The 11,891-nt window shown below is 72.3% G+C and carries 12 protein-coding genes; 4 read left to right on the plus strand and 8 right to left on the minus strand.

From position 1 onward, the window contains the following. Nucleotides 1-2: 2 nt before the first annotated feature. Nucleotides 3-998, minus strand: a complete 996-nt coding sequence (locus tag OG276_RS27405) for a helix-turn-helix transcriptional regulator (RefSeq protein WP_266913146.1) — start codon at nt 996-998, stop codon at nt 3-5. 342 nt (nt 999-1,340) lie between these two features. On the opposite strand from OG276_RS27405, the gene OG276_RS27410 reads away from it, so the two are divergent. The 3 genes from OG276_RS27410 (at nt 1,341) to OG276_RS27420 (ending at nt 3,470) form a co-directional block, all read left to right on the plus strand. Beyond that, nucleotides 1,341-1,526, plus strand: a complete 186-nt coding sequence (locus OG276_RS27410) for a hypothetical protein (protein ID WP_266909361.1) — start codon at nt 1,341-1,343, stop codon at nt 1,524-1,526. Nucleotides 1,527-1,585: 59 nt separating this feature from the next. Further along, the gene (locus OG276_RS27415) at nt 1,586-1,870 is read left to right on the plus strand and encodes a hypothetical protein (RefSeq protein WP_266909362.1); all 285 of its coding nucleotides are present in this window, start codon (nt 1,586-1,588) and stop codon (nt 1,868-1,870) included. Between the two features lie 103 nt (nt 1,871-1,973). Beyond that, nucleotides 1,974-3,470, plus strand: a complete 1,497-nt coding sequence (locus OG276_RS27420) for a VCBS repeat-containing protein (protein ID WP_266909363.1) — start codon at nt 1,974-1,976, stop codon at nt 3,468-3,470. A gap of 62 nt (nt 3,471-3,532) precedes the next feature. Here the strand turns inward: OG276_RS27420 and OG276_RS27425 are convergent, their stop codons facing one another. The 5 genes from OG276_RS27425 to OG276_RS27445 all read right to left on the minus strand — a co-directional run bounded on the left by OG276_RS27425 (nt 3,533) and on the right by OG276_RS27445 (nt 9,943). Further along, the gene (locus OG276_RS27425) at nt 3,533-4,714 is read right to left on the minus strand and encodes a sensor histidine kinase (protein ID WP_266913148.1); all 1,182 of its coding nucleotides are present in this window, start codon (nt 4,712-4,714) and stop codon (nt 3,533-3,535) included. A 71-nt stretch (nt 4,715-4,785) separates the two neighbouring features. Next, nucleotides 4,786-5,529, minus strand: a complete 744-nt coding sequence (locus OG276_RS27430) for a hypothetical protein (RefSeq protein WP_266909364.1) — start codon at nt 5,527-5,529, stop codon at nt 4,786-4,788. Continuing rightward, nucleotides 5,526-7,454 (minus strand): phosphatidylglycerol lysyltransferase domain-containing protein, encoded by a 1,929-nt coding sequence (locus OG276_RS27435; RefSeq protein WP_266909365.1) that lies wholly within the window; start codon nt 7,452-7,454, stop codon nt 5,526-5,528. Before OG276_RS27435 ends, OG276_RS27430 begins: the two co-directional genes overlap by 4 nt. A gap of 82 nt (nt 7,455-7,536) precedes the next feature. After that, nucleotides 7,537-8,598, minus strand: coding sequence for a nicotinate-nucleotide--dimethylbenzimidazole phosphoribosyltransferase (gene cobT, locus OG276_RS27440; protein WP_266909366.1), 1,062 nt, complete (start codon nt 8,596-8,598; stop codon nt 7,537-7,539). A gap of 139 nt (nt 8,599-8,737) precedes the next feature. Then, a complete protein-coding gene (locus OG276_RS27445) occupies nt 8,738-9,943 on the minus strand; it encodes a bifunctional adenosylcobinamide kinase/adenosylcobinamide-phosphate guanylyltransferase (RefSeq protein WP_266909367.1) in 1,206 nt (401 codons plus the stop codon). Nucleotides 9,944-10,047: 104 nt separating this feature from the next. On the opposite strand from OG276_RS27445, the gene OG276_RS27450 reads away from it, so the two are divergent. Continuing rightward, nucleotides 10,048-10,260, plus strand: coding sequence for a hypothetical protein (locus tag OG276_RS27450; protein ID WP_266909368.1), 213 nt, complete (start codon nt 10,048-10,050; stop codon nt 10,258-10,260). Between the two features lie 137 nt (nt 10,261-10,397). Here the strand turns inward: OG276_RS27450 and OG276_RS27455 are convergent, their stop codons facing one another. Together OG276_RS27455 and OG276_RS27460 are read right to left on the minus strand one after the other, a co-directional pair. Beyond that, the gene (locus tag OG276_RS27455; RefSeq protein ID WP_266913150.1) at nt 10,398-11,120 is read right to left on the minus strand and encodes a bifunctional 2-polyprenyl-6-hydroxyphenol methylase/3-demethylubiquinol 3-O-methyltransferase UbiG; all 723 of its coding nucleotides are present in this window, start codon (nt 11,118-11,120) and stop codon (nt 10,398-10,400) included. A gap of 89 nt (nt 11,121-11,209) precedes the next feature. Then, complete coding sequence (locus OG276_RS27460) at nt 11,210-11,809, minus strand: DUF3043 domain-containing protein (RefSeq protein WP_266909369.1); 600 nt, start codon at nt 11,807-11,809, stop codon at nt 11,210-11,212. Nucleotides 11,810-11,891 lie beyond the last annotated feature (82 nt).

Genomic DNA, 11,891 nt, shown 5'->3' on the forward strand with positions numbered 1-11,891 from the left:
GGTCAAAGCCAGCCGCGCTGGGCCGCCTTGAGGCCCGCTTCGAAGCGGCTCGTGGCGTTCAGGCGTTCCATCAGGGCAGCCATCTGCCTGCGCACCGTGCGCAGTGACACGTTCAGCCGCTTGCCCGCCGCCTCGTCCGTCAGACCGGAGGCCAGCAGTTTGAGGAGTTCGCGTTCGGTCAGGGTGAGGCCGTCGTTGCCGTCCGGCGCCCGGTGGGGCCGGTCCGCACCGAGCGGGACGGCGGCTTCCCAGGTCTGTTCGAAGAGAGCGGTCAGGGAGGCCACGACGCCCGGTGCGCTGGTGCACAGCGCACCCAGGCGGGTGTTGGCCGGGTCGATGGGCACGATCGCGGTCCGTCTGTCGATGATCACGAGCCGGGGCGGCAGCATGGGGCTGCTGCGCACCTCGCCGCCGTTCTCGCTCATCCAGCGGGCGTAGGCGAGGGTCGCGGGGTCGTTGCGCGCGCTGTCCTGATAGACCGACAGGAGCTTGATGCCCCGGCTCATCGCGTCGCTGTCGAGGGGGCGCGAGGCATCCATGCTGCTCTGCGACTGCGCGCCGCCCGGCATGATGGACAGGCACTCGCCGGTGAGGCTTCTGCCGAGGTCTTCCAGCCGGCTCTGGATGGCGTCGAGGCCGACCAGCCGTTCGGTGCCGTCCACGCTGGTGTTGGGCCGCAGCGTGGCGTACTCGGCGACCGTGCGCGCCATCGCCTCCTTGCTCTGGAGCAGTTCCTGCTGGCGCTTGAGGAGGTCGGCCTCCTGACGGCGCACGATTACCTGGAGCCCGACCTCGGGGCTCACGGCGCGCAGCAGCCCGGAGCCCTCGCGGGACGGCTGCAGCAACCCCAGGTCGAGCAGCCGGTCGAGGCCGTCGCGCACCCGCGTCTCCGGCAGGGCGAGGTGTTCGCTCAGCTCGGCCACGCCCGCGTTGGACCGGGTCAGCAGCGCCCGGTAGACGGATTCGACCTCCGGATCGAGCCCCAGTGCTTCCAGCATGCAGTCCCCCCGGACCTTGGGCTCCGTCACGGAACGCCCACTTGGCTCACACGGATCGTGTACCCCCTGCGCATCCTCGACGAAGACCAGATCAACTCGCAAGCGCGAAGGCCGGTGGCCGGGGCCCGCCGGGTGCGGGTGCGCCGGGACGGCTCTGGCACCAAGAGGCCAGCCACCTTGGTGCCACCCGCAAGGGCTTCCGGGGGTGTGGGCGCCCGGACAGGATGGTGCTCACCGCAAGGGCGGCGAAAGCAACGACCGCCCACCAACGGGGCAAGGGCTCCGAACCATCCACATCGGCCGAAAGTGCCGACAGTGCTGTCGCCGACCAGGGGGAACGCCATGTCCACGACTGCCCGTCTCATCGCCACCGCAGGTCTCGCACTCGTGGCTTCGGTGGCCGGCTTCGGCGCACTGGCGCAGCAGGCCGGGCACCCGGCCGGGCACCCGGACCACGTGAACGTGGCAGGTCTCGCATGGGACTCCGCAGGTGCCCGTGACGCATCCGCCCCGGCCCCCCGGCACTGAGCCGCCGCAACCGGGCCACCTGCTCCCGGCTCCCGGCCTGACCCGACGGGCTGATCAGGATGTACATCGTCCGCGTACTGCTCATCGACTCCCGGCCGCACGGCGCCGCGCGGGTTGCGGACCGTCCCCCAGGACTCCTCGGTGACCTGCTGTGGGCGCACGCCCGGCCGTCGGACCGGTTCGAGCACATCTCGATCCGCTCCACGGGAACCGGCCTGGAGGCCGTGATCTTCCTGCGGGCCACCTCCGAGAGCTCGGCTCTCACCGGCGTACGCGAGTTCTTCCTGCGGGTACGGGGACCGCTGGCCGCCCACGACTACGCGCCCGTGGTGCCCACCTTCTGACACCGCGCCCGCTCGTCCCTCAACTCCCCTGTCGCGCGGCAGTGTTGTTCACCGACCCCCTGTCGCCATCCCAGGCCTGCCCGCACAACTTGGAGACGCCTTCATGTCCCGCGTACCCCGTCGTACGGCCGTCGTACGTGCCACCCTGCTCGCCACCTCGCTGGCCTCGGTCGTCCTCGGCGTGACCGTCCCGGCGGGCGCCGCCGAGCCGACCCCGGTCGCCCCGCTCTCGGCGCCGGCCGCGGACCTGAGCGGCATCACGCCGTTCACCCCGACGGTGCCCAACCCGACCAACGCCACGCGGGCCGAGCTGGACGCCGCGGCGAAGAAGAACGGCCTGGCCGCGGCCCCCCAGGCGAACACGCTGGCCGCGAGCGCGGTGGGCGGACGGATCAGCCGTGCCGAAGTCATAGCCCGGGCCAAGACGTGGACCGATGCCGGCGTCCCCTACAGCCAGACCTCCTACCTGACGTCCTTCGGTCAGCGCTACCGCACGGACTGCTCGGGCTTCGTCTCGATGGCCTGGAACCTCGCCACCTCCGCGTCCAACAACTGGGGCGAGACCACCCCCACGCTGCCGAGCTTCTCCTCCTCGATCTCGAAGTCGGAGCTGAAGCCGGGCGACATCCTGCTGAACCCCTCGCCGGGCAACGACGGCCACGTGGTGATCTTCAACGGGTGGGCCAACGCCGAACGCACCAAGTACCACGGCCTGGAGGAGGCCGGTGGCCGGGGTGCCGTCGCACGCACCGTCGACTACCCGTACTTCGCCGGTCACGGCACCTTCAGCCCCCGCCGCTACGACAACATCACCGACTCGACGGGCGGTGACCTGACGGGTGACGGCAAGGCCGATCTGGTGGCTCTGGAGTCGGACGGGTCGATCACCGCCGCCGATGGCACGGGCAATGGGTTCACGAACTATCACAAGATCGCGAGTGGTTTCGGTCTGCACATGACTGCCGACCGGCTGAACTACGTGGACGCGGACGGTGATGGCAAGGCGGATCTGATCGGTCTGGAAACCAATGGGACGATCACCCTTGCCAAGGGCACGGGGAGTGGTTTCACCAACTACCACACCATTTCCAGCGGTTACGGCGAATACGTCAACAACAGCCGGCTCAAGGCCGCCGACATCACCGGTGACGGCAAGGCCGACCTGCTGGCGGTGGAGAGCGATGGATCGCTGACCCTCGCGGTGGGTACCGGCAACGGCTTCACCAACTTCCACAAGGTGGCCTCTGGCTTCGGCGAGTACGTGACCGGCAGCCGGCTCAAGCTCGCCGATATCACCGGTGACGGCAAGGCGGACCTGATCGCCCTGGAGAACAACGGATCGCTCACCCTCGCCGTCAGCAATGGCGATGGCTTCTCCAACTACCACACGATTTCCAGCGGATACGGCGACTACGTCACCATGGACCGCCTCCGCTTCGGTGACATCACCGGTGACGGCAAGGCCGACGTCCTCGCGGTCGAGATGGACGGCAGCCTGACCCTCGGCGTCGGGACCGGGAACGGCTTCAAGGACTTCCACAAGGTCGCCACCGGCTTCGGCACCTTCGTCAACGACCACCGCCTCCAGCTCGCCGGCTGACCCTCAAGGCATTCAGCCCACACGCCCCGCCGCACCTCGCCGGCGGGGCCTGAGGCGTCGGCCTAGCCCACCGGCAGGATCGCGTGCACCCGGTAGCCGCCCCCGAAGCGGGGCCCGGCGAAGCAGGAGCCGCCCAGGGCCACGGCCCGTTCGCGCATGCCGAGCAGGCCGTGCCCGCCGCCGGGATCGCGGGGTTCCGGCGAGGGGTCGGCCGCGGAGCCGCCGTCGTCCAGCACGGTCACCTCCACCGAGCCGCCCACCCGCACCACGCTGACCTCGGCTCCGGCCCCCGGACCCGCGTGCTTGCGGACGTTGGTCAGCGCCTCCTGGATCACCCGGTACGCCGCCAGGTCCACGGCGGCCGGCAGCGGAACCGCGGCTGCCGGGCCCAGCTGGACCATCACCTTCACCGGGAGCCCGGCGTGCCGGAAGGTGCCCACCAGATCGTCGAGGACGGCCAGACCGGGCGCCGGTTCGGTCGGAGCCTCCGGGTCGCCGGACTGGCGCAGCAGGCCCAGGGTCGCCCGCAGCTCGTTCAGGGCCGAGCGGCTGGCGTCCCGTACGTGTGCCAGGGCCTCCTTGGCCTGGTCCGGGCGCTTGTCCATGACGTGCGCGGCCACCCCGGCCTGCACGTTGACCAGGGCGATGTGATGGGCCACCACGTCGTGCAGGTCCCGGGCGATCCGCAGCCGCTCCTCGGCGACCCGGCGCCGGGCCTCCTCCTCGCGGGTCCGCTCGGCGCGCTCGGCCCGCTCCTGGATGGCGTCGATGAAGGCCCGGCGGCTGCGCACCGCGTCCCCGGCGGCCGCGGCCATGCCGGTCCAGGCGAAGATGCCGAGGTTCTCCTGGGAGTACCAGGGCAGCGGCCCGGCCAGCATGGCCACGCCCGTCAGCCCGGCCATGGTGAGCAGGCCGAGCTTCCAGGTGGTGGGCCGGTCGGTGCGGGAGGCCACCGTGTACAGGGCGATCACCGTGCACATGGCGACGGGCGCCCGCGGCTCCCCGGTGGTCAGTTCCAGCAGCGAGAGCCCGACGGCCACGGCCAGCACCGCGCGCGGCCGCCGGCGCCGCAGCACCAGGGTGGCCGCGCCGAGCACCATGAGGACCAGCGAGAACGGCTCGGGGGTGCGGGTCCCGAAGGTCGGCCCGTACTCCCCGTGCGGGTCGGCGAAGGACGCGACGACCATGGCGACGAGCGCCCCGAACGCCAGTACGGCGTCGGTGGCCAGCGGATGGTCCCGCATCCACTGCCGTGTGGGGGCGAACGGCCCGAGGTCTGTCGTCACCCCGATACGGTACGGCCCCGCGCGCGTTCTCAGACCCGGGGCGGCGCCGCGGGAGGCGTCCCGGGCGGAGCCGGAGGCTGGCTCGCGGCCGGGGGCCGCCCCAGCGGGGCGCGGGAGCGCTCCGGGCCCCACTTGGCGCGGACCAGGCAGATCAGCATCACCGAGGCGATGGCGGCCAGGTGCTCCTTGCCCGCCAGGTTGTCCTTGAAGAGCAGTTCGCCGATCATGACCAGGATCACGACGGAGCCGGTCAGGTACGCCCGGTAGCGCCAGCAGACGTACACGGCGAGCCCGACCACCGCCGCCGAGGGCCCGGTGTCGTTGACGATCCGGTCCGACGCGGGCAGGCCGAAGGGGTGGTCCGGGCCCAGCGAGAGCCCGATCCGCGCGTACGTGGTCCCGGCCAGGGTGGCCACGTAGCCGATGAGCAGCGTGCGCCACCAGCCGATGCAGATCTCCGAGATCCCGAAGACGAGCAGGATCTGCGCGAGCGCCCCCCACACCGGCAGGTCCAGCGCCGGGACGAACAGCGACAGCGGGGTCCGCAGCAGGGCCAGCCAGAACGGGTCGACGGCCTTGACCGACCCGAGGTCCTGGACCGGCTGGAAGCCCCACGAGGTCTGCTGCACGATCTGGAAGACCGCGGTCAGGCAGACCGCGCCGAGGGTCATCGGGATCGCCCGCCACTTGTCGCGGACGAGCGCGTCCCGGACCGTCCGGTAGAGGGGTCCCCACTCGCGGCGGGCGAACCGCCGCAGTGAGCCGGTGCTCAACGCTTGCTCTCCAGATGTCTGCGGTGCATCCACTTCGGCAGCCCGGGTGCTTCCAGGAAGCCCTCGGCCCGGCCCGCCGCGATTCCGATCCGCAGCAGGTCCGAACTCTTCTCGAAGAGCATGAACCGCGGTTCCCAGATCGGCCGGTATTTGGCGTTGGCCCGGTAGAGGGACTCGATCTGCCACCAGCGCGAGAAGAAGCTCAGCAGCGAGCGCCACAGACGCAGCACCGGACCGGCGCCGAGCTTCGACCCGCGCTCGAATACGGACCGGAACATCGCGAAGTTGAGCGAGACCTGGGTGACCCCGATCTCCTTGGCGCGTTCCAGGAGTTCGATGACCATGAACTCCATCAGGCCGTTCTCGGAGTCCCGGTCACGGCGCATCAGGTCCAGCGACAGACCCTTGGGGCCCCAGGGCACGAAGGACAGCACGGCGCGCAGTTCGCCCTCGCCGTCGAAGCACTCCAGCATCACGCACTGGCCGTCGTCGGGATCGCCCAGCCGGCCCAGCGCCATCGAGAAGCCGCGCTCGGTCGCGCCGTCGCGCCAGTCGTCGGCGCGCACCAGGAGCACGTCCATCTCCTCGGCGGGGATGTCGGCGTGGCGGCGGATGCGGACGGTGTACCCGGCCCGCTTGACCCGGTTGTACGCCTGGCGGACGGTCCGCATGGCGCGGCCCTCCAGGGTGAACTCGTCGGTCTCGACGATGGCCTCGTCGCCCAGCTCCAGCGCGTCCAGTCCGTGCCGGGCGTAGATCTGCCCGGCTTCCTCGCTGGCGCCCATGACGGCGGGGACCCAGCCGTGCTCGCGGGCCTCGGCCAGCCAGGGTTCGATCGCGCCGGGCCAGGCCTCGGGGTCCCCGATCGGGTCGCCGGAGGCCAGGGAGACCCCGCCGACGACGCGGTAGGTGACCGCGGCCTTGCCGGTGGGGGACCAGATGACGGACTTCTCGCGGCGCAGCGCGAAGTAGCCCAGCGAGTCGCGGTCGCCGTGCCGGGCGAGCAGCAGGCGCAGCTTCTCCTCGTCCTCCTCGCCGAGCGGGTCCACGGCGCGGCGCGAGCGGAAGGCCGCGAACAGCACGGCGAGCAGCAGCAGCGTCGACATCACGTTGATCGTCACGTCCACCCAGCCCGGGGTGGTGATCGTGTTGTACGCCTTGTCGTCCGGGGCCAGGGTGACCAGCCGCATCACGCCGTACCGCCAGCGGGCCAGGAACGTGGCGTCCGCGGCGTCCGGGTCGGTGTTGGTCGCGCCGACGAGCAGGGCGGCGACCAGCGAGGTCACCAGCAGGCCGACGGAGGCGACCAGGCTGGCCAGCAGCGGGTTGGAGCGGTCGCCCTTGGCGTAGAACTCCCGGCGGCCCAGCAGGAGGGCGCCGACGAAGAGCGCGGTCAGCCCGAAGGCCACCCAGTTCTGGGGGTGGACGCGGAACTCCGGGTAGCAGAACTCGTGGGAGCCCCCCGAGCACGGGGTGAAGGAGGCGACGGCGGCCATGGCGAAGGCCGCCAGGAGCAGCCCGCTGAGCACGAGGTTGAGGATCCACGCCGCGCGTTTGCGGCGGCCCATGGTGACGGTGAGCAGCAGCGAGAACGCCGCGGAGGCGAAGCCCGCCGTGAGCAGGTACGGGGTGTAGAAATCGGCGGTGCTGTGCCGGCGCAGGTCCTGGCCGAGCGAGAACCACACCGCGCTGAGCAGGTTGACGAAGGTGACGGCACGCAAGTACCACACCGCGAAGGCGGCGCCGCGCCGCGAGCGGGCGCTTCCCCGGCCGGTCTCCCGGGTGTCCCCCTGGGACTTCTCCTGGGTGCCGGCCTGGGCGTTCCCCCGCCCGCCCCCCGGATTGTTTCTGCCGTTCGGATCCCCACCGGTTCCTCGGTCGGTCTTCCGATCGGTCTCTGCGCTGGTCAAACGGACCTCTCCCATAAAAAGCGATCATATGGGGCATTGCAGTCCGTGGTGATGTCCGGAGGGCCGCGGCCTGGTCAGGGCCGCGGACCCCGGCGACTCATTCGGTGGGCTCGACCACTCGTTCGGGGAGTTCCGCCGCGAGTGCGGCGGCCGCCTGGACGAGGGGAAGAGCCAGCAGGGCCCCGGTTCCTTCTCCCACAGTGACGCCGTGATCGAGCACGGGGTTGAGCGCCATCCGGTCCAGTGCCTTGGCCTGGCCGGGCTCGCCGCTCGCCTGTCCGGCCAGCCACCAGTCCGGGGCCCGGAAAGCGGCCCGCTGGGCCACCAGCCCGCAGGCCGCCGAGACGACCCCGTCGAGGATCACGGGGGTACGGCGCACCGCGCACTGGAGCAGGAAGCCGGTGATCGCGGCCACGTCGGCGCCGCCGACGGTGGCGAGCAGCGCGACCTGATCCCCGAGGACGGGCCGGGCGCGTCGCAGCGCGTCGCGGATCGCCGCGCACTTGCGCATCCAGGTCAGGTCGTCGATCGGCATGCCGCCGCGGCCGGTGACCACGGAGGCGTCGGTGCCGCACAGGGCGGCGACGAGGGTCGCGGCGACGGTGGTCCCGCCGACGCTCAGGTCGCCGAGGACGACCAGGTCGGTCCCGGAGTCGGCCTCCTCGTCGGCGATCTGGATCCCGAGGCGCAGCGCGGCCCGGGCCTCCTCGGTCGTCAGCGCGTCCTCCACGTCGATCCGCCCGCTGCCGCGCCGGACGCGGTGCTTGGTGATCTCCGGAGGCAGCAGGTCGAGATGACAGTCCAGGCCGGCGTCCACGATCCGTACGGAGGCGCCGAGCCGCGCGGCCAGGATCGCCACCGGGCTCCGGCCGTCCAGGACGGCCCGCACCAGCTCGTGGGCGCTGCCGGCGGGACGCACGGAGACCCCCTCGGAGGCCACTCCGTGGTCGGCGGCGAACAGCACGACGCGGGGCCGCTCGATCGGCTTGACCGGCACATGGCCCTGCGCGGCGGCGAGCCACTCGGCGAGTTCGTCGAGCCGCCCCAGCGCCCCGACCGGCACGGCCAGCCGTTCACGGCGTTCCTCGGCGTCACGCCGGACGCCCCCGTCGGGGCGCTCGATCAGATCGGAGAAGTCGTCGAGATTCAGCGTGGTCATTTGCCAGAGGGTACAGCGGCCCCTAGGGCCTGTCGTCAAACCCCCGTCTGCCCCGCGACGCCTGGCACGCGAGTTTGACGACAGGCCCCAGCGGCGCCCGAACGGTCCGTGCGCCGCGTTTCGTTGCAGGTGCCCGCGGCTACTGCTTCAGGACCAGCGCCTGCCCCGCCACCACCAGGAGGACGTGCTCGCACTCCCCGGCGACCCCCGCGTTCAGCCGCCCCAGCTCGTCGCGGAACCGGCGCCCCGACGCGGTCGCGGGGACCACGCCCGAGCCGACCTCGTTGCTCACCAGCACCACCGGCCTGCGGGTCGCGCGGACGGCGGCCACCAGCGCTTCGGTCCGTTCCCGCAGCTCCGCGGCGCCCTTGTCCGCCCAGACCGCGTCCTCCCAGGCACCGGCCCGGTCCATCGCGTCCGTGAGCCACAGCGCCAGGCAGTCGATGAGCAGCGCCGGGCCCTCCTGTTCCAGCAGCGGCACCAGATCGCAGGTCTCCACCGTCCGCCAGGACGAGGCCCTGCGCTCGCGGTGGAGCCCGATCCGTGCGGCCCATTCCGCGTCGCCCTCGCGCGTACCGCCCGTGGCCACGTAGACGACCTCCGGGTAGCCGGTCAGCCGGCGCTCGGCCTCGTACGACTTGCCGGACCGGGCCCCGCCCAGGACCAGGGTCCGCCGCGGCACTTCGGGCGCCGGCCGGTACTCCCCGGCCGCCACCGTGGTCCCGTCCGCCACCGTCCGCGCGCCCGCGGCGGCGCACCGGCGCTCCAGTTCCGCGCCCGGCGGGGTGTCGTGGTCCAGGTGGACGGCGATCACGTCCGTCGCCGGGCCCACCGCCCCGCTGGCCCGCAGCCGCGCCAGCGCCTCCGGCCGGCCGAGCACGTCCGCGAGGACCACGTCGTACGGACGCCGCCCGCTGGTGCCCGAGGTCCCGGCCGGGGCGCCGCCCGGCGGCAGGTACAGCATCCGGGCACCGTCGGGCCCGGTCACCTCGTACCCGGTGCCCGGCGCGTCCATCGGCACGGCCCGCACCCGGTGCCCGGAGATCACCGCGAGCTCCCGCCCGTCCGGCACCCGCCCGGCCGCCGGCAGCCCCGGCGGCAGCTCCACGGGGGGCCCGTCGTGCGGGTGGGTCAGCAGGACCTGCCGTACGGCGGCCAGCGAATGCCCCGCCCGGGCGCCGGCGAGCACCGCCCCGGGGGTCAGGTCCAGCAGCAGCGCCCCGTCCACGAGCACGGAGGTGGCGGCGCGCGCCCGGGGCCCCACGGAGAGCGCGCAGGCGGCGCAGGGACAGCCGGGGCGGGGCAGTCCTTCGGGTGTGCCGGTGCCGAGCAGAGTGAGTTCCACAGGATGATCCTCCCGCGTCGCCGGGACTGCTGCGCGCCCGGTTAGTCTGCGGGCACACTCAAGGCGAGAAGCGTGTGAGAAGCGGACGAGCAACGGAGGCGGACATGGCGTGGACGTGGCGGTTCGAGACGGCCGACGGCGATGAGACGAGCCCGTCGGTGGTGCCGGAGGAGTTCACCACGCAGGGGGACGCCGAATCCTGGATCGGCGAGTACTGGAAGGACCTGCTGGAGGGCGGTACCGAACAGGTGAAGCTGTCCGACGACAACGGGGTCCAGCTCTACACGATGAGCCTGCGCGAGGCCGCGGAACTCTAACCGGCGCGGACCGGCGCCGACCGGCGCTGACCGGTCAGGCCGGATCAGGCCGGATCAGGCCGGGGCGCGCGAGAGCCCGGACCCCTCAGGGGGTCCGGGCTCTGCCGTGTCGTGGTGCCCGGGGGCCGCCCGGGCGCTCAGCCCCGTACGCCGCACAGGTGCAGCAGCGCGGCGACCCCGCGGTAGGGGTCGGTCCGCCCGGCGCGGTCCTCGGCGGCGAGCAGCCCCTCCAGTTCCGCTTCGTCGGGGAGCTTGTCACCGGCCTCGGTGCCGTCGGTGAAGACGCGTACGCCGTACCAGGTCTGCAGCGGGGCGCCGATCCCCGACAGGGTCGCGGTCAGCGTGGCCAGCCGGTCGGCGCGTACGTCCAGGCCCAGCCGGTTCGTATAGTCGACGCCGTCGAAGGCGGCCAGCGCGGCCGTCCAGTCGCCGTGCAGGCCGGGCCGCATCGCGAGGGCGTCGCCGTTGCGCACCAGCAGGGACAGCAGTCCGCCGGGCGCCAGCATCCGGGCGAGCCCGGCGACCATGGCGTCCGGCTCGGGCAGGTACATGAGGACGCCGTGGCAGAGCACGACGTCGAAGCTGCCCGGCAGGAAGTGCGCGCCGGTCTCCCGGCCGTCGCCCTCCATGAGGCGGACGCGGTCCCGGATCCCGGGGGGCTCGGCGGCCAGCACCTCACGGGCGACGGCCAGCATGGCCGGGTCCTGCTCCAGACCGGTCACCATGTGCCCGGCGCGGGCCAGGCGCAGTGCCTGGGTGCCCTGGCCCATGCCGACGTCGAGGACGCGCAGCCGCTGCCCCACGGCGAAGCGCTGCGCGATCTGCTCGTCGACCTGACGGCCGACGAGCTCTTGGCGCACCACGTTGCGGAGCCCGCCCAGGCCTTCGAGCCAAAGACGGGCCCCGTCCGTGAAGCCACCCCCGCCGAACGCTCCGGGCGTTCCTCGGCTCAGGGCCGTTCCCCGCGCTTGACCTGCGGCTTCGGCAGACGCAGCCGGCGCATCTGGAGGGTGCGCATCAGGCCGTACGCGACGGCGCCGCGCTTGGGCTCGTTCGGGAAGCGCTCGTTCAGGGCCTTGCGCAGGCGGATGAACATGCCGACGGAGTCGACGATGATCAGCGCGATCACGCCGAGCCACAGCAGGAGCGCGATGTTCTGGATGGACGGAACCCGCACCATGCTCAGCACCAGGATGATCACGGCCAGCGGCAGGAACATCTCGGCGACGGAGAAGCGGGAGTCCACGAAGTCGCGCACGTACCGGCGCACGGGACCCTTGTCGCGGTTGGGCAGATAACGCTCGTCGCCATTGGCGAGGGCCTCGCGCTGCTTGGTCATCTCGACCCGGCGGCGCTCACGAGCTCGCTTGGCATCCTCCTTGCGGTTGCCGGTCGAGGCCACCACGGCCTTGCGCTGCGACTGGGCCACAGCACGCTTCGGCGTCGGGCGGCCCTTCGGGGCCTGAGGGTCACGGGACTGCGAGAGGTCGGCGCTCACCTTGTCGGTGGCGGCGTCCTTCTCTTCCTTGGAGGATCGGCTACCAAACACAAACCCAAGGGTACGTGGTTGTGGCCACGCGCCCCATCCCGGCGGGGAACGATCCGGCAACGGCGGGCGTCCTTACCTGGGG

The organism is Streptomyces sp. NBC_00086 (genome assembly GCF_026343255.1).
GTDB lineage: Bacteria > Actinomycetota > Actinomycetes > Streptomycetales > Streptomycetaceae > Streptomyces.